General features: G+C 62.8%; 14 protein-coding genes. 7 read left to right on the top strand and 7 right to left on the bottom strand.

The window, feature by feature from the left end; all coding sequences use genetic code 11:
* Positions 1 to 266: 266 nt before the first annotated feature.
* Entirely contained in the window at positions 267 to 1,496 is a 1,230-nt protein-coding gene (locus M1R55_RS04115; protein ID WP_249393457.1) for an extracellular solute-binding protein, read from the bottom strand.
* Complete coding sequence (locus M1R55_RS04110) at positions 1,493 to 2,473, bottom strand: LacI family DNA-binding transcriptional regulator (protein ID WP_249393456.1); 981 nt, start codon at positions 2,471 to 2,473, stop codon at positions 1,493 to 1,495. The genes M1R55_RS04115 and M1R55_RS04110 overlap by 4 nt, the downstream gene beginning before the upstream one ends.
* Positions 2,474 to 2,933: 460 nt before the next feature.
* Here M1R55_RS04110 and rraA point away from each other — a divergent pair, with 460 nt between their 5' ends.
* Genes rraA through M1R55_RS04095 form a run of 3 tightly spaced genes read left to right on the top strand, consistent with a single transcriptional unit; the run spans position 2,934 to position 4,674 of the window.
* Entirely contained in the window at positions 2,934 to 3,419 is a 486-nt protein-coding gene (rraA, locus tag M1R55_RS04105; RefSeq protein ID WP_249393455.1) for a ribonuclease E activity regulator RraA, read from the top strand.
* A gap of 28 nt (positions 3,420 to 3,447) precedes the next feature.
* On the top strand, positions 3,448 to 3,822 hold the full coding sequence (locus M1R55_RS04100) for a YbaN family protein (protein ID WP_249393454.1): 375 nt from the start codon (positions 3,448 to 3,450) through the stop codon (positions 3,820 to 3,822).
* A gap of 15 nt (positions 3,823 to 3,837) precedes the next feature.
* On the top strand, positions 3,838 to 4,674 hold the full coding sequence (locus M1R55_RS04095) for a hypothetical protein (RefSeq protein WP_249393453.1): 837 nt from the start codon (positions 3,838 to 3,840) through the stop codon (positions 4,672 to 4,674).
* A gap of 6 nt (positions 4,675 to 4,680) precedes the next feature.
* Here the strand turns inward: M1R55_RS04095 and M1R55_RS04090 are convergent, their stop codons facing one another.
* Together M1R55_RS04090 and M1R55_RS04085 are read right to left on the bottom strand one after the other, a co-directional pair.
* Entirely contained in the window at positions 4,681 to 4,851 is a 171-nt protein-coding gene (locus tag M1R55_RS04090) for a hypothetical protein (protein WP_249393452.1), read from the bottom strand.
* A 310-nt stretch (positions 4,852 to 5,161) separates the two neighbouring features.
* Positions 5,162 to 6,445 carry a S8 family serine peptidase gene (locus M1R55_RS04085; protein WP_249393451.1) on the bottom strand — a complete coding sequence of 428 codons (1,284 nt, stop codon included), beginning with the start codon at positions 6,443 to 6,445 and terminating at the stop codon, positions 5,162 to 5,164.
* An 88-nt stretch (positions 6,446 to 6,533) separates the two neighbouring features.
* Between M1R55_RS04085 and M1R55_RS04080 the strand changes: the two genes are divergently transcribed.
* Entirely contained in the window at positions 6,534 to 7,322 is a 789-nt protein-coding gene (locus M1R55_RS04080; RefSeq protein ID WP_249393450.1) for an SDR family oxidoreductase, read from the top strand.
* A gap of 181 nt (positions 7,323 to 7,503) precedes the next feature.
* Here the strand turns inward: M1R55_RS04080 and M1R55_RS04075 are convergent, their stop codons facing one another.
* Positions 7,504 to 8,481, bottom strand: a complete 978-nt coding sequence (locus M1R55_RS04075; RefSeq protein ID WP_249393449.1) for a transposase — start codon at positions 8,479 to 8,481, stop codon at positions 7,504 to 7,506.
* Positions 8,482 to 8,754: 273 nt separating this feature from the next.
* On the opposite strand from M1R55_RS04075, the gene M1R55_RS04070 reads away from it, so the two are divergent.
* Positions 8,755 to 9,858, top strand: coding sequence for an App1 family protein (locus M1R55_RS04070; RefSeq protein WP_371827177.1), 1,104 nt, complete (start codon positions 8,755 to 8,757; stop codon positions 9,856 to 9,858).
* A gap of 181 nt (positions 9,859 to 10,039) precedes the next feature.
* Here M1R55_RS04070 and rnr read toward each other — a convergent pair whose 3' ends face one another.
* Positions 10,040 to 14,185 (bottom strand): ribonuclease R, encoded by a 4,146-nt coding sequence (gene rnr, locus M1R55_RS04065; RefSeq protein ID WP_249393447.1) that lies wholly within the window; start codon positions 14,183 to 14,185, stop codon positions 10,040 to 10,042.
* Between the two features lie 410 nt (positions 14,186 to 14,595).
* The gene (locus M1R55_RS04060) at positions 14,596 to 15,390 is read right to left on the bottom strand and encodes an exodeoxyribonuclease III (RefSeq protein ID WP_249393446.1); all 795 of its coding nucleotides are present in this window, start codon (positions 15,388 to 15,390) and stop codon (positions 14,596 to 14,598) included.
* 165 nt (positions 15,391 to 15,555) lie between these two features.
* Here M1R55_RS04060 and M1R55_RS04055 point away from each other — a divergent pair, with 165 nt between their 5' ends.
* Complete coding sequence (locus tag M1R55_RS04055) at positions 15,556 to 15,864, top strand: hypothetical protein (RefSeq protein ID WP_249393445.1); 309 nt, start codon at positions 15,556 to 15,558, stop codon at positions 15,862 to 15,864.
* Between the two features lie 184 nt (positions 15,865 to 16,048).
* Entirely contained in the window at positions 16,049 to 17,146 is a 1,098-nt protein-coding gene (locus M1R55_RS04050) for an aminopeptidase (protein WP_249393444.1), read from the top strand.
* Positions 17,147 to 17,285 lie beyond the last annotated feature (139 nt).

Here is a 17,285-nt window from a genome sequence, read left to right as displayed (position 1 = left end):
ATTCCGATTGAATCCTGCTCTTTTTAGGATTCAATCCGACTTGCAAAGCTCCGAAGGGGAGCGGAGCGAGTGGGAAACTATGCGGGCTACGCGTTATGGAGCCGCAAACGGTGTTGTCCCAGTTGTGGCGGAATGGAGCGGAGTCCGCATGACTTGATAGAAATTTAGACGACTGACAACAATGACAGAGGGCCGGGGGCAGGCAACGCTCGCCTCCCGACCCTCTGACCAGATCAGCCCTCTGTGTTAAACCTCAGTGGGAAAGATCAGCGGTTCTGGAAGGTGTTCATGTCCTGCTGCGCTTTTTTCAGGGCGTCGGCGCTGCTCTTCTGGCCGCTGAGGACGGCGGCGAGGGCGTCGTTGATGGGCTTGCTCCAATCTGGGCCTTGAGGCCCGAAGCTGAAGGACTTGACGTTGCCGTCGGAAGCGCCCTGGAACACGAGGCGGCTGTTCACTGCGCCCGCGTCGGTCTTCTTGAAGTAGGCGTTGTCGCCGAGGGCCGTGCGGCTAGGAATAGCGAGGCCTTGCTCCAGCACGTACTGCTGCACGGCGGGGCTGGTCAGGATGTTCAGCACCTTGGTGGCGGCGCTCTTGTTCTTGGTTCCGGAGTTGATGGCCCAGCCTACGGTATACAGGAAGTTGCCGCGTTTGGCGGTCTTGTTGTTCTTGGGCATCAGCGCGGTGCCGAACTTCAGGTTGGGCGCGTTGTCGCGCAGGAAGTTGACGACCCATCCGCCTTCGATCGCCACAGCGACCTTACCGGTCTTCAGGCAGCCGCCCGTCCAACCTTCGGACACTTCGCTGGGCGTAATACCGACTTTGTTCTTGGCGAGGCCGGTGTAAAAGTTGAAGGCTTCGGCAAAGCGGGCATCGGCGAGGTTGGTCTTGCCCTTGGAATCGAACTGATTCCAGCCGGTGGCGTAGGCGAACGCGCCGAATCGGTCGAAGTTGGGCTGAAGGCAGATGCCGTAGTACTCGTTGCCGAGGTTCTTCTTGAGGGTGGTCAGCTTGGTCTGCAAGTCCGTCCAGGTGTCGTTGTTGTCGGGGTAGGCGACTTTGGCTTCGTCAAAGAGGTCTTTGTTGTAGACCAGCGTCAGGGTGTTGAAATCCTTGGCGATGCCGTACACGCGGCCATTTTGCGTAAAGGCGGTGTTCAGGCTCTTGATGTAGGGGGTGGTGTTGACGACGCCGTTCAGGGGCAGCACTTTTCCGGTGGCCACAAAGCCGCTGAGGGTTTCGGCGGGCAGATAGAACACGTCGCCCGCATTTCCGGCGGCCAACAGTGTGGTCAGCGACTTGTTGTAGTCGCCTTGCAGCGGCTCGTAGACCACCGTGATCTTGTCTTTGGCCAGCGCGGGCTTCACGAACTTGTTGATCAGGTCGCCCACTACAGCGGGGTCGGTACCGCCGTAACCGTTGATCTTGATGGTGGTCTGGGCTGCGGCGCTGGAAGCGAGGACGGCGAGGCTGAGCAGGAGTGCGTTCTGAATCTTCATGGTGACCCTCCGGGGGCAGGCGCAACCGTTGCGCCGGAAATAAGCTGAACAGGAATGAATTCGCCACGGGGCAAGCGCCCCGAAATGGCCTCCCCAACAAGGGTGAGCGCGGTGCTGGCTATGCGGGGAATGTCTTGCGACACGGTGGTGAGAGCGTAGGGAAGCGGCAATTCGGGCAGGCCGTCAAAGCCGACCACCGATACGTCTCCTGGAATGTTGATGCCCAGGTCTTCCAGAGCGGCGACTGCGCCAATGGCACTCTCGTCGCTTTGGGCAAACAGGCCCGTAAAACGCAGGCCCGATTCCCATGCTCGCCGCACGGCGCGGTAGCCGCCCAACACCGTGAAATCGGCAGCCAACAGGTGTGTGGTGGCCCCGGTGGTGCGGGCGGCCCGCTCGAACCCGCGCTGGCGGTCTTGCGCCACCTGACTGGGGCCAGCCCCCAGATACACCAGGTGGCGGTGTCCCGCTTGCAGCAGTTGCGTGGTCGCCAGTTGTGCACCGCCTTCATCGTCCGGAGCCACCCAGAACGACGCCGGATGATGGCCGATGAGCACGGCTGGCACGCCTGCCTGCTGCAAAAACGACAACCGGGGGTCGCCTTCTACGGCGTGCATGACCAAGACGGCGCTGGGCAACCGGGCCATACGGGTCAGGTCGGCCCGCAAGTCCAGCAGTTGCACGCCCAGCGGCGCAGTGTGGGCCTCCAGCGCCCGCCGGAACAACACCTGATAGGGGCTGAGCATGGGATCGTCGCGGTCAAGAGACAGCCCCAGCGTTTGCCCCGTGCGCCAACTCAGGTTGCGGGCAGCGGGGTCAGGCGTGTAATCCAGCCGCGCAATCACTTCCTGCACGCGGGCGCGGGTGCGCTCGGCCACAGTGGAATGCCCATTGATCACACGGCTCACGGTTCCTTTGCTCACGCCAGAAGCGCGGGCAATGTCTTCGATGGTGGGGCGGATCAGAGCGTCAGACATAGCGATGTTCTATCTCTCCTTGAAAACACGTAACCGGTTACAGAGCCGACAGAACGAATAAGCGTGGCGCAGAGAAGCACCCACAGAGATGGCCCGATGTGACCCCAGATGGTCACGCCAAGTTTTTGTAATCGGTTACAAGACCATTGTGCGCTTAATTTCTCACCTGTCAAGCCCCTGCTCAGGCGACTGACCCGGCTCACTCTTGGGCAAAAGACTAAAACGTTTAAGTCCTAAAGTCCTGACCCGGTGGTAAGTTATGGCGGCTTGTGCGGTTGGTTGGGTATAGGAAAGATAGGGGGCTGGAGCGCTGTGTGCAAGCCAGACTGGCCAGAGATACAGCGCATGGTTCAGAAAGCCATGAATTACGAAAGACGCTGTTTCTGAACAGACAGTGAAGCCTGCCGCCGTTCCCGGCCCAGTACCCCGTACCTTTGTTGGCATCCCAGTACGATCAGCCATGACCAATGCGCCAGCCGCTTTCGCCACCACCGACCTCAGTGACGCGCACCCCGAGGCGCAGATTCTGGCTCCTGTGTTCCAGGACTACGGCGGCCAGGCGCGTTTTTGTGGACCTGCCTTCACCCTGCAAGTCTCCGAGAACAATCCGTTGGTGCGCTCGACCCTGGAAACGCCGGGGCTGGGGCGCGTGCTGGTCGTAGACGGCGGCGGCAGCCTGAATTGTGCGCTGCTGGGCGGGATGCTGGGGCAATTTGCGGTGCAGAGTGGTTGGGCAGGCGTCATCATTTACGGCTGCGTGCGCGACACTGCCGAACTCCGGGCGCTGCCTGTCGGGATTCGGGCATTGGCGGCTCACCCCCGGCGCAGCGGCAAGGCGGCAGAGGGGCAGGCGGGCGGAATCGTGACTTTTGCAGACGCAACTATCCAGCCCGGAGATCATATTTTTGCCGATGAGGACGGGATTCTGGTACTGTCAGGGCAATAACTTGGGGGTGGTGCGCTAGGCTGCCGCTGTGTCTACGCCGCCCCGCCCCATCCGCCCGCTGTGGGTGGTCTTGGGATTTGTGCTGACCGGGCTGGGCTTCATGGGCCTCATTCTGCCGGGGTTTCCGGGTACGGTCTGGTTTATACTGGCCGCTGCCGCCTTTGCGCGGGGCGATCCGCGCTGGGAAGCGTGGCTGCTGTCGCGCCCGGTCATCGGTCAATTGGTCAGCGATTACCGCTCTGGTCGCGGAATGCCGCTTCGGGCCAAGTGGTTTGCTTGCGTGTGCATTGTGCTGGCAGTGGGTTTTAGTCTGCCGCGTATTCCGGTGCTGGTGGGGCAAGTGGCGTGGGTGGTTCTGGGCGTGGTGTACATCGTGTGGCGCGTGCCGACCAAGCGGGGCTAAGGTGACGGATCTAGGGTGAACGTGCTGAATATTCCAGTTTCGCCGGACGTGTTGGCACGCTGGGCCGAGTGGCTGGCCCCGCCCATACAGCCCTTCCTTCTGACCGGGGCCGAGGCTGAGGGGTTTGGCCTGCCCACCCTTGCCTATGCCGATTGGCAACCTCCCCCGGAACTCCGCGACACGTTCACCCTCTGGAGCTTGTCTGACGCTGCGAACCGGGTGGCCCTACTCTCCGAGGATGATTGGAACGGCTTAACCGTACCTGCTCGCCAAAGTCTAGTGAGTCTGCAAGTGCGGCATGGGCGCGGCAATTTGCCCTATGCCAAAGCGTTTGCAGACCTGATGCCGGAGCCTCAGCGCGGGCGCTTTGTGTGGTGGCGCTCTATGCTCACCCCCGAACGGGTGGCCCGCCTCGTGTCTGCCGAATCGCAACCTTGTCAGCGCCAGCAAGTGCCGGAAGCTGTGTGGCAAACTGCCGAATCGGTGCTGCCGCGTGCCCTCGCTTTGGCTGGAACGTTCGCGGGGGGCAGCGGCCCCAACTGCTTTGGCACCGTTATGGCTGCCGCAGGCACAGTAGGCGCGGAGTCGGAATGGATGCAGCGCGAGCCATTTGAAGCATTCCTGGCGACCCATACGCGGTCTGATGACAAGGACGATCAACCCGGGACGCTGTTGGTCTGGCGAAGCAAAGGCAGGCAAGTGGAACACGCCGCTGTAACATTGGGGGCGGGGTGGGCGCTGCACAAGCCCTCTCAATCATGGATAACGCCGCGTGTCGTGCTGCCCACCCGCGCCCTCATTCGCGCCTACCGCACGCCCGGACACCGACTAGAGCGGCGGAGGCTCAGCTAAATCTGTTTACTTCCCGTGCTTGGTCAGTCGCCACAGGGTTACACCGTTGGTAATCAGGAGGAGGAGGCACAGGCCCGCCATCGGCCACTCCTGGCGCTGCACGAAGCGGATGCTCAGGATGCCCCAGCCGCACACCAGCGCCACCACCAGCCACACCCGCCATGCCGGAGCGTTCACGAAAAAAGCCTCATGACTTCATCTTAGGCAAAAGCGGTGGGCAACACGTCCCATTTACGCCGACCCAAACAAAAAATGAAGCCGGGGCGTTCAAATCCCGGCCTCGTCCTGGTCGTCCATGCGCGTTCCGGGCACATGGGCAGATTCTCAAGACGCCCCCGGAGCAAGTGGGTGTGCGGCGTCTGCATGTATGGTGCGCCAGGCCCGTATGAGACGCACAAAAGCCGGGTGAGAAGGTCTGGATGGCTGGTCAGACTGGCGTTATTTTTGGCCCAGAGGCCAGCATGACGCCGCCCCACTTGCCCACTCCCTATTTTCCCAGCGAGGAAGCTAACGCTGCCCGGAGTGCCGCCCCCGCATTCAGTGTGCCAGCGCCGCAAGTCCGGGCTGGGTCAGGGTCGCACTGTCCACTGGGAAACGGGGTGGCTGTACCAGTCAGCAGGCTCCGCAGTTGCGTGGGCGAGAGCTTGGGCCGCACACCCAACAGGAGGGCCGCCACACCTGCCGCGTGTGGGGCGGCAAAACTGGTGCCGTTGGGTTCGCGCACGCCGCCCACACCGCTCAGGCTGCTGGCCACGATGCCGCGCCCCACTTCTCCGCCCGGCGCAGCCAACGCCACAGTGCGGCCCCAGTTGGCATAGCTGGGCCGCACGCCTTCATCATTCACGCTGGTGATGGTCAGCACGCCCCGGCAGCCCGCCGGAGAGTAGCCGCCCGCATCTTTGCCGTCGTTGGCGGCCCCGGCAATCACCAATGCGCCGCGTGCGGTAATGGCGTCTACGGCGGCCTGCACGCGGGCGTCACAGCGGGTGAGGGGAATAAAATCAGCGTACAGACTCAGGTTCAGAATCCGGGCCGGGTTCGGGTTGGTGGGCACGCCCGCCACCGTCAGGCCCGCCGCCCAGCGCAGGCTGTCGGCCAAATCCTGGGGGTCGATCAGGCCATCGGTGCCCGCCACGCGTATCTGCACCACCCGCACACGCGGCGCGATACCGGCCATGCCGCGCCCATCGTGCGCCGCGCCGATGATGTTGCCCACCAATTCGGCGTGGTAGGCCAGCGCCCCCAGTCCGGTGGCGTCGGTGTCGCGCCCGTTGCCGTCGCCCGCCCGCGCCGCATCCGACACGAAGTCGTAGCCGTTGATGACCCGGCCCGCCAACTCCGGCGAAGCGATATACCCGGTGTCCAGCACCGCCACCGTAACGGGGGAGAGGACAGCAGGAAGCTGTGCCCACGCGCCTTCCAGGTCAATAGTTTGCAAGTTCTGTTGCCGCACATACAGCGGATCGGTGGGCCGGGGCAGGCCAGAGCGTGCGGCTGGAGTCGGGGTCGCCGGGGTGGGCCTGACCGGGCTGGGTGTACTTGGACGTGAAGGCGCGACGGGCGACAGTTCCGGTAGAGGAGCGGGAGAGGTGGGCCGCAATTCGGGCAGGGGCGGGGGTGGGATGGTTGGGGGTGGAACGGCAGGCGGTGTGCTGCGGGGCGGCAGCGCAGGAATGGCCTTGATGGACTGTGCAGCAGGCAAAAGGCCCGCCCCCAGCAGGAGGCCACCGAGCAGGGCAGCGCGAAACCGGCCCCCAAAACGATTCTTCATCCCACCAGTGTGCGCCGCCTGCCTGATGCTCGTCTGAGACGGCGTTTGTGCATTCCCTACTCTCTGGTGTGGGGTGTAGCATACCCGCATGACACCCCAGGCAGACCAGACAATCACCAGCAAAGTCATCGTACTGACGGGGGCTTCCAGCGGGATTGGGCGGGCCACCGCCGTAGAGCTGGCGGCACGGGGGCACAGGCTGGTGCTGGCCGCCCGCCGCACCGACGAACTGGGGCTGCTGGCCCGCCAACTCGACCCGGCGGGCGTGCGCGTGATTGCTGTACCCACCGACGTGACCGACGACGCCTCGCGCCGGGCATTGCTGGCCGCTGCCACCGCACATTTTGGTTCTATTGACGTATTGGTTAACAACGCGGGTGTCACTGTGGAGCAAGGCTGGTGGTGGGATGACGCCGACCCCATGCGCGTGTTGCGCGTGAATCTGGAATCGCCCATCGAACTGACGCGGCTGGCCCTGCCCGACATGCGGCGGCGCAGCGCAGGCCACATCGTCAATATCGGTTCGGTGGCGGGACGGGTCGCCAGTAACGGGGTGTATTCGGCCAGCAAGTACGGTCTGCGCGGATTTTCTCTGGCGTTGCGGCGGGAACTCCTGGGCACGGGCGTCACGGTCAGCCTGATCGCCCCTGGTTTCGTCAGGAGTGAAATGACGGCTTCGGCCCGCCTGCCTATGCCGGGGCCGGAAGTGGTGGCCCGCGCTGTGGCCGACGTGCTGGAGCACCCCCGCGCCGAGGTGATCGTGCCCAAGTTGTATGCCCCGCTGGTACTGCTGAACACGCTCTTTCCGGCGGTGGGAGATTTCGTGGTGCGGCGCATCATCGGGCGGCGGTATGCACATAGTCCGCAGGTAAAGTAGGTTGTGTGGAGTGGGAAAAGCGACTAAGGGTCAAGGGTCTACAGGGTCTGAGAGGCGATTTCAAGCTCTGAATCACGCCTTCTCCGGTTGATTTCTTGTGGCATCCAATCGGACTTGCCTGAGATCTTGCAGTTCAAGTTTTGAGGGGAATTTGTGCGTGCTGGAAGGCGTTGAGTGCCGCTCACTCTAGAAGAAGTGCTTGACGACGTACTTCTGGAACAAACGAGAACCGTATGGTTCTCGCCAACACTCCCCAATCCGGCCAGACCTGCGGTTTCCTCACGGCGCCATCCAACTCTTGGAAATGACAGAGAAAAAAGGCCAAGGTGGACAAACACCACCAGCGGAACACGCCCTGTTTGCTGTGTTGGGCAAAGCGTTCAAGTCCGAAACGCCCCTTGATCGTTTTAAAGAACGCCTCAATCCTCCAACGCCCTTTCCCGACCCGTGCCAGATACACGCCGCCGAGATTGACGTTGGACATGACAAAGCGTTGTTCTGGCTCCTTGTTCCGGTAAAGCCACACCCAAGAGACACACATGATCTGGTCAAGCCCACAGGGCTTGACCAGACTGCCTCTAACCATGAGATCTTGCACCTGACGGCCATCCTCGAGCTTGCGTGTACAACGGACACCCACCACGATGTCCAAGCCCTGGGCGAGAACGCCTTGAATGAACTCGACGCTCTCAAACCCCCCATCTGCATGGAGACGAGGGCGCCGTCTCCCCGACAGCAGCAGTCGTGCAACGGTGCGGAGCAACTTCAGGGCCAGTTGTGCAGGGGAAGGCGTCCCTTTGCCCCGCCACACCTGAACCGCCCAAGGCAACCGCAGTTGACCGCAACACAGATACAGCACCACCAGATGGACGCCATGAACACTGTTGAAGGTGTGCATCCAGTCGTCCAGGTCAGCGAACTTGCCACTCTTTTCCAAGCTCGTCAAATCGACCAACAGGTCAAGTCGAGGTCGCTGATGAGGCCGAAGTCGCCATTCATCCGGCAACAGTTGCAACGCGTGCTGGCGCATGACCCGGCAGAGCTGCCGGGTCTGCCATGCGGCATGGTTCAAAAACCGGCTGATGGCTGCCGGTGACTTCACGGTGGCCCGTTCTGGGAGGGGGCGACCAGAACCATCCAGCAGCAGATCAAGAAACACCTCAAATGAGGCCCGATGCTGCGCCCTTGAAAAGCACGTGAGGATGTCAGAATACAGGCGTCTGGAGCGCGGTTCTTTTGGGTTCACACCCCACTATGGGGCCAAAAGCACGTTCCAGACATCGTTTTGGAAAAATGCAAGATCTCAGTTGACCCAGCGGCCATGTTCACAAAATCTCAACCTCACCGCTGACCACTGCCGTACTCCGGCCCCTAGACTGTTTGAGTGAATCCGGCTTCCAGTTCCTCCCCGAATGCCTCTGCTGCACCCACAGTGGCAAGGGTCAGCGCCTTTAAAACGGCCTTCAAGGTGCTGCTTCCGGTGCTGGAGCGGGCGGTGGTGGCCCTCGATCATGCCGTCAGCGGGTATGTACAACCACGCCGGGCACGCGGAAAAATGATTTTGCAACCCTACGTGGGCTGGGGCACGCCGCAGCAGGCCGAACTGACGGGCCGGGTGCTGCTGCCCCGTACCCTCGCACCTGCCAAAAAGGGCGACGCCCGCTGGCGCAATTTCCGCAATATTCTGCGCCGTCTGTTTTCCCGCGAGGTGGGCGGCGTCAAGGTCACGGGCGTCCTAAACGGCTTTTCCGTGAGTGGTGTCAGCGATCACGACGGCTACTTCACCCTGATGTTTGAACCACCTACGCCGCTGCCGGGGGGGTGGCATGAGGCGAGCCTGAGTATAGAAGGCCGCGAGGGCACCACCCGCGCCCGCGTGCAGGTCGTCTCAGACGCCCGATTCGGCATTATCAGCGACCTCGACGACACCGTGATTCAGTCGGACGTGACCAGCCTGCCGCGCATGCTGATGACCAGCCTGACCGGAAATGCCCGCACCCGCCTGCCGTTTGCGGGCGTGGGAGCGCTGTACCGCGCACTGACCCGCGACGGCGAAACCCGCAATCCCATCTTTTACGTGTCCAGCAGCCCGTGGAATTTTTTCGATCTGTTGTGGCAATTTCTGGATTACCGCCGCATTCCGCTGGGGCCGATGTTCCTCCGCAACTGGGGGTTTGATCTGCTGGGGGGGCACGGCGGCTATAAACACGGCGTCATCGAGCGCATTTTGGCCCGCTACCCCACCCTGAACTTTGTGTTGGTCGGAGACAGCGGCGAAAAAGACCCCGAAATCTATGCCGAAGTGGTTCGCAAGCACCCCGGACGAATTCTGGCTGTGTATATCCGCGACGTGACCGAGGCAGGCCGAGATGAAGGCGTAGGCAAACTGCGGGCCGAGGTTCGCAAAGACGGCGTGGATCTGGTGCTGGCCTCTGACAGCCTGAACGCCGCCAGTCACGCGATGGCAATGGGCCTGATCACGCCGGGAGAATTTCGGAGTGTATTGACGAGCGTGGCGCGGAGTTACGAAAGCTGAGCAAGGCGATCCAAGGGTCGAGGAAGGGCAATCCCCTTGACGACAAGCAGATAGGGCAAGAACGTACACACCACTGCTCAAAGCTTCTCGGGTGCAGAAAATTTAAGCAGAAAACAACCGCCACGTTTCCCCGGCGGTTGTTTTCTGCTTTTAGCTTGCCCTACTCACCACTAACGGGTTGTTACCCCGACGCTGGCCCACCATTCCCACCCCGGCGGCCCCGGCGGCGGCGGCGGCGTTTGGCATCATCGGCTTGGGCCTGTGCAGACTGCACCAAGGCGGCCTGTGCGGGTGCGGCTTGCGGCGCAGGGGCGGCGGCTTGAGGCGGGCGGGGCGTGCCCTGAGCCTGACCCTGCTGGCGGCCATTTACGCGCTGCACGGCTCCCCGGTCATTGCCACCACGGGTATACCCGCGCCCGCCACGTTCAGAGGAAGCCCGCTCGCCGCCGCCGCCGCGTTCAAAGCTGCGGCCTCCGCTGCTGCGCCCGCCCTGAGTTTCTTCGGGCGGCATGTGATCCAGCGTCCAGTCGCCGAAATACATGCGCTGCACCGTGATGTTCACGGGGCGCAGGTGTTCGTTGCGGGGGCGCTCCAGCGTAATGACGCGCCGGGGCCGTCCGCTGCCCGCGTTGCCAGAGGTGGCGGCTGGGCGGCTGTTTCCGCGTGCGGCGTTCATCGGCTGGCCGCCGAAGGTCGCGCCTTCGCCCCGCTCCGGCGTACTTCTCTCACCGCGCTCGTACCTCCCCCGGCCACTGGCTCGGGCAGGAGCAGCGGCAGAGGGAGCAGCATCGGAAGCACTGGGAAGCGGAGCCGGGTCATCCAGCGTGAACTTGCGCGGCGCACTGGTGGGCACGCTTTGCAACTTCTCGCGGCGTTCCTGCTCGCGGTCATCGCGGCGGCGGGCGCGGGGTTTATGTTCGGAATCCATGTCGTTCTCCTGAGTGTCGGGGGTGCTGCTTTGCAGCGTGAAATCGGTCTGACGGGCCAGCGGATTGACCGTACTGATGGTGACGTTCACGGCGTCCCCGAGGCGGTAGCTGCGGCCCCGGCTGCGTCCGCGCAGCATCCCAGCATCTTCGATAAACACGTAATAGTCGTCATCCAAGTTGCTGATGTGCAGTTTGCCTTCCACGCCGTTTTCCAGCGCGATGAACAGGCCGCTGGCGACCACACCCGACACGTTTCCGGCAAAGGTCTGGCCCAGATGTTCCTGCGCCCATTTCGCCTGATAGTACTTGGTCAGGTCGCGTTCGGCTTCACTGGCCGTGCGCTCGCGGGCGCTGGTGTGGGTGCCCATGTCGGGCAGCTTGGCCTGTAACTGGCCCACAGCACGGCTTCCGGCCTTCAGTTCACCGCTCAGTACGCCCCGCAGTGCCCTGTGAACCATCAGGTCGGGATAGCGGCGAATCGGAGAGGTGAAGTGCAGGTATTCCTCGAACGCCAGACCGAAGTGGCCTAGGTTCTCCCCAGCGTATTTGGCCTGCTGCATGGAGCGCAGCAGCAGCGTATTGACCACGCTCTCACGCGGAGTACCGCGCACCTGCTTCAGCACCGCCTGATACGCCTGCGGGGTGGGTTCGCCGCCGGGGAACGAAAATCCCAAGCGCCCAATCGCCGCCGTCACGTCCTGAAAGCGTTGCAGGGTGGGTTCTTCGTGAATGCGGAACAGGGTCGGAATCTCGCGCTCCAGCAGATAATGCGCCACCACTTTGTTTGCCAGCAGCATCAAATCTTCGATCATGCCGCGTGCCGTTTCTTCACGGATCGGCGTCAGTTCCATGCGGCCATCTGGCCCCACGTCCACCTTCACTTCCCGCATCTTGAAGTCCAGCGAGCCTTCGCGCAGGCGGCGTTGGCGCAGCTTGGTCGTAATTTTGAGCAGCAGGTGCAGGTCGCCTTCCAGTTGGCGGGCGGCTTCAGGCAGCGTGGCGGTGGCTTCGCTGTACGCCTGCACCTCGTCATACGTCAGGCGGGCCTTAGAGTTGATGACGCTGGGCGCAAGCTGCACCTTCAGAATGTCGCCCTCTGCCGAGAGTTCCACCAGCGCTGTCATGGTCAGGCGGTCTTGGTAGGGCACCAGACTGCACACGCCGTTGCTGAGGTGTTCGGGCAACATGGGCAGCACCCGGCCCGGCAAATACACGCTGGTGGCGCGGGCGTAGGCTTCCTCGTCCAGCGGCGTGCCTTCGGGAACATAGTGACTCACGTCGGCAATATGAATGCCCACCACAAACGTTCCCTCGGGTGTCGGCTGAATATGAATCGCGTCGTCGAAGTCCTTGGCGTCGCGGCCATCCACCGTAAATATGTTGTAGTCGCGCAGGTCGAGGCGGCCCGCCAGAGCCTCTGCCGCAATCTCGGCGGGAATGGCGTTGGCCTGCTCCTCGGCTTCGGGCGCAAACTCTCCGCGCAGGCCGAATTTTACGATCACAGCTTCCGTTTCGGTTTCGGGATCGTCCTCGTTGCCCAGCACGCGCTTGATCTGGCCGAATACTTCATCCTCTCCGGTGTGTTCGGGCCAGTACAACTCGGTGACCACGCGTGCGCCTTGCTCCAGCCCTTCCAACCCTTCAGGGAACACCAGAATCCGGTGGCGGGCGCGGTGGTCGTCAGGTTTCAGGATCGGGTGGCCGTGATGAAATTCCAGCGTGCCCACGAGCTGTTTGTAGGCCCGCTGCACGATCCGGACGACGCTGGCACGCGGGCTGCCGTCTCCGCGTTGGCCCCGGCGAGGGCCGCCCTTGCCGTAGCCGTTGCTCCCACCGGTGTCACCACGTCCTTCCATCCGCACCAGCACGATGTCGCCATTCCAGGCTTCCATCGTGTTGCCCTCGGCCACGTAGTAATCCTCGCCGCCGCTGTCGGGCACCACGAAGCCGAAGCCCGCTGCCGACGCCTGAAAGCGCCCCCGCACGAGGCTCATGGCTTCGGGCAGGCCGTAGGTATGGCGGCGGGTGCGTACCACTTCGCCCGCTTCCGTGAGGGTATCCAGCAATGCTTCCAGGCTGCGCCAGTCGCCAATCCGCGAGATGGTCTGGCGCGTAAAGGTGCGTTCCAGATCGCGCACATGCACGGGCCGTCCCAACTTCCGAAGTTGGGCAATTACGATGTCACGGGCAGGATTCTGGTTGTCTTCGCTGCCGTCTGCGTCTTCACCGTCAGAAGCGGCGGCCTGCACTTGTGCTGGCTCGGCTTCTTCCGGCTCTACAGGCGCAGACTCCATTGGTACGGGCGCGGCTGCGGGTTGCTTGCCCCGGCCCTTGCCCTTAGCACGGCTGGCCTTGGGAGTGGGTTCGAGTACCACTGGTTCCACGGCTATTTCTGCGGGTGTTTCGACTGGTGCCACTTCCACTGGCACAGCTTCCACACCGCTCAGCACCTCGGTCAGAGGCAATTCTTCAACCGGGGCATCGGCCACTGTTACGGCTTTGCGGCCTTTGCGGGGCTTGATGGGAACTTCCAGCAGGACGGGTTCGGCGTCTGCAACAGCAGGCGCGGCGTCGTCGGTGGGCGTGGGGCTGACCGCTTCGGCCAGTTCCAGCACCGCCGTTTCTACCGTATTGCTGTCTGCCGTGCCGCTCGTCAGCACCACTGCGGGCGCGTCGGCTTTGGCCTTACGCGGGCGCTTGGCGGGGGCAGCTGCGGGCGCGACTTCCACCGGAGCTTCTTGCACAACGGGAGCGACGACTTCCGCTGTCTCTGCTTCGGCCACTTCTGCGGCTGGAACACTGACCTTACGGCCCCCACGCTTAGCTTTCGCCGCAGGCATGGGCGCGTCGGGTTTAGCCAGTACAGGTTCAACGGGCGCAGCTTCCGGCAGGGGAGAGGCAGCGGCTTCAACAGCCACTTCTTCTCTGGGCTCAACGGGTGCTGTGTCGACAGGCACCTTGCGGCCCCGCTTGGGTGCAGCGATTTTGCGCTGTTCCACAAGTGCGGGGGTTTCGGTCTGAAGTTCTGGCACCCTTGCTTCATCTTGCGCCGCTGGCTTTGCAGGAACCTTGCGGCCCTGTTTGGCGTGTGCTGGGGTGGCCTGTGCTTCTGCGGCCACCGTCAACAGCGGCTCCACTTCTGCGGGGATGTCCTGCTCTACAACGGCAGGCACAGGCTTGGCCTTGCTGCTTTTCTTGCTGGGTTTGCTGCTCTGATCAGAGTTGACGGCATCCGCCGCCGGTTGTGGCGCGGCCTGCGCGGGCGTGATCGCCTTGCGCTGCCGCTTGCCTTGCTGTCCCTGTTCGGCCTGCGCCGTGTCGGGCTTCATTGTCTGTTCGGAGTCGGCGCTGACGCTGCTTGCGTTCTGCGCCGCACCCCCCTTGTTTACTTTAGGCATTCCGCACCTGGGGTCTAGCTTGCTGCCCGTGGGTTCTCATTTCGTGTGGGGCACGCGGCCCCGGCCTACTGGCCCTGTTTGCCGCGCACGCCCCGGTCAGCACTGGCCGCCCACGGGGATAGATGATCGCTTGTCACGGGGGGCCGCCCTGCATCCGTTTGACCAAAAAGCCGCTGCGGGCCTGCTGGTCTTGCGGGGGCGCTTTCCTGTACCACCCGGAAGCACCTCCAGTTTAACACATGGCCCCGCCCACGCTCCTGACCCCCAGCTTATGCCGACGCTTAAAGAATAGGGGACGCTGATAGGGTATGTGCAGTGCGGTGTAGACGCTGGCAATGACGTGCTGAACGGTTCTGTTTGGTCTGTTCAAACGGGAGACTCTAACTCCGGCTTCCCCAACAGCACTGCGTTCATTCAACATGATTGTGTTTACCCAATATCACTGTGCCCACAATCGGCGCGTGATCGCTGAGGCGGGCAAAACGGTCGGCCTGCACGCTCTCTACCACGATTCCGGCGGCCAACAGGTAATCGATGCGCCAGCCCACATTGTTGTCGAACGCGCCCGAACGGTTGCTCCACCACGTGTAGGCGGGCAACTCGCCCAGGGAGGCGCGGTGCGTGTCGGTCAGGCCGCCTGCCAGGTGCGCCGTCATCCATGCCCGCTCGTGGGGCAAAAAACCGCTGTTCTTCTGATTGCTGCGCCAGTTTTTCAGGTCGAGTTCCTGGTGGGCCACGTTGTAGTCCCCACCGATCACCAGCGGTACACCCTCGGCCAGCAGCGCCTCTGTCCAACCCTGGAACACGCCGAGCGCCTCATCCTTAAAGGTCTGGCGCGTGCCCCGACTGCCGCTGGGCAGGTACACGCTGGCAAAGCGCACGCCCTGCACGGTGGCGCTCAGCACCCGGCCTTCGGCGTCCAGGGCGTCGTGGGTCAGGCCCGTTCGCACCTCGGTCAGCGGCGTGCGCGAGAGTATAGCCACACCGCTGTAGCCCGGCTTTTGTGCCGGAAACCACGCGCTGTGGTAGCCCGGCAGGGCGTCCGGCATGGGGTCGGCCCGCACTTCCTGAAGCAGCAGCACGTCAGGGCCTGTGCGTTCTACCCACTCGGCCAGTCCTTTCCGGAGCGCACTTCGCAGACCATTCACGTTCAATGTGGCGACCTTCAGAGGTGTGGGCGGCAGGTCGGGGGTGTCCGGCATCATCTTCAGCCAGGATAGCGCCCTTGTCTATCATGTGCTGCACCAGCACAACTGACGTACCCGTGCTGATTTCTGACCTGTCAAGCCCAGCAGCTTGGGCAACCCTTAGCAGACGCTTAGTCAATTTGTGCCCTCAGTTCACTGGGGATCGCTTAGGCTAGAGGTCATATGGCCGACATCAAGTTTCGTAACGAGTCCGATGGCAGCGAGTTTCAGATGCCTCACCCCAAAGCAGTCCGTGTTCTGGCGGACGTAGGTGCATGGGCGCAGAAGAACGGCTTCGAGCATGTGGTGTTTTGGCGCGATCCCGAAGACGAGCACAAGTTCTGGGTGCAGTTGGGCGCAGACAAGCTGAACTACTGGATTCATGACAGCACGTTTACCGATGGCAAGCACGAAACTGTAGAGATGCAGATGGATTACGCACGTGGGGCGCAGCGCCGGAGTGCCGCTGGGTACGGTCAGTTCGACAAGTAAGTGATGCCAAGTAAGGTGCCGGGGCGCTTGCGCGTCTGCGTGTCTTCCTGTACTGGTCGAGGGCAACAGCTTTAGCCAGAGACCAGATCTGTTCTTAGATACGTAGATTCTTGACCCTTAGACGCCTCCTTCCACAACTCAACCTCCAATCCTCTCACGGGTCACGACGCCTACACTGGCCGTCATGGCCCGTTCTTTTGTTCGCCCCCGTTGGCTGTTGCTGGCCGCTTTCGCCGGACTTGCCGCCCTGCTCGCAGGCTGCGCCGATGTGCGCTACTTGGCTCAGGCGGCGGGCGGGCAACTAGACTTGGTGCGGCGGGCGCGTCCGGTGGCGGCGGTGCTGGCCGACCCCCAAACCCCCGCCGAAACACGCCGCAAGCTGGAATTGGTGGGCCGGGTTCGGGCTTTTGCTGTGCGTGCCCAGAGTCAAGGCGGGTTGGGTGAAGGTGGTCTGGGCCTGCCCGATCACGGTTCTTACCAGACTTACGTGGAATTGGGGCGGTCTGCAGTGGTCTGGAACGTGTTCCGTGCGCCAGAACTCGGCATCGAACTGTACACGTCCTGCTTTCCGGTGGCGGGCTGCGTGGGCTACCGGGGTTACTTTGCAGAGGCCGATGCGCGGGCTTACGCGGCCTCACGCCGGGCGGCGGGCGAAGACGTGACGGTGGGCGGCGTGAGTGCCTACAGCACGCTGGGCTACCTGCGCGACCCGGTGCTGTCCAGTATGCTCAGCGCCCCCGACGCCAGTCTGATTCGCACCGTGATTCACGAGTTGGCGCATCCCAGTTTGTACGTGGCGGGCGACACCATTTTTAACGAGTCCTACGCCGTCACGATAGAAGAGGAAGGCATGCGGCGCTGGCTGGCGGCTTACGGGACGCCCGAACTGCGCGAGCAAGACCGACTGGCACAGGAACGGGCCGCGGGCTTCGAGAACTTGCTGTTGCAAACCCGCGCCGAACTGGAACGCCTGTACGCCCAACCCCTGCCCCCAGAGCAGATACGGGCAGGCAAACAGGCTGCGCTGGACGGCTTGCAGGCCCAGTACGCCACCCTCAAAGCCAGTTGGGGCGGCTACAGCGGTTACGACGGCTGGTTTGCACGCGGCGTCAACAATGCCTCGTTGGGGGCAGTAGCGGCCTACGCTTCCCTTGTCCCAGATTTTCAGCGCCTCCTGGCCCGTGTGGGCGGCGATATTCCCGCCTTCATAGCCGGGGCCAAAGCCTGCGCTGCCAAACCACAGGGGGAGCGGCAGGGCTGTTTGCGTGGTGAGGAAAGCTAAGTACCTTGAAGTAAAGCTTTGACTTTACCGAGCGGAGCGAGAAACGAAGAAAGTACGGTGCACTGGGAATGGACTTCGAGAGCCGCTTGCGGAACGGTTCCGGTGATGTGCTGGAAACGCGGAATGTATTAGGTGCGCC

It is taken from the genome of Deinococcus sp. QL22, assembly GCF_023370075.1.
Classification (GTDB): domain Bacteria; phylum Deinococcota; class Deinococci; order Deinococcales; family Deinococcaceae; genus Deinococcus.
Note: the sequence above shows the minus strand (reverse complement) of the source record. Positions and strands in the feature narration are given on the sequence as shown.

Coding starts and splice junctions, on each gene's coding strand:
- M1R55_RS04060 (WP_249393446.1), bottom strand. CDS start 15,390: ATGATGCCGGACACCCCCGACCTGCCGCCCACACCTCTGAAGGTCGCC.
- M1R55_RS04055 (WP_249393445.1), top strand. CDS start 15,556: ATGGCCGACATCAAGTTTCGTAACGAGTCCGATGGCAGCGAGTTTCAG.
- M1R55_RS04080 (WP_249393450.1), top strand. CDS start 6,534: ATGACACCCCAGGCAGACCAGACAATCACCAGCAAAGTCATCGTACTG.
- M1R55_RS04115 (WP_249393457.1), bottom strand. CDS start 1,496: ATGAAGATTCAGAACGCACTCCTGCTCAGCCTCGCCGTCCTCGCTTCC.
- M1R55_RS04085 (WP_249393451.1), bottom strand. CDS start 6,445: ATGAAGAATCGTTTTGGGGGCCGGTTTCGCGCTGCCCTGCTCGGTGGC.
- M1R55_RS04110 (WP_249393456.1), bottom strand. CDS start 2,473: ATGTCTGACGCTCTGATCCGCCCCACCATCGAAGACATTGCCCGCGCT.
- rraA (WP_249393455.1), top strand. CDS start 2,934: ATGACCAATGCGCCAGCCGCTTTCGCCACCACCGACCTCAGTGACGCG.
- M1R55_RS04050 (WP_249393444.1), top strand. CDS start 16,049: ATGGCCCGTTCTTTTGTTCGCCCCCGTTGGCTGTTGCTGGCCGCTTTC.
- rnr (WP_249393447.1), bottom strand. CDS start 14,185: ATGCCTAAAGTAAACAAGGGGGGTGCGGCGCAGAACGCAAGCAGCGTC.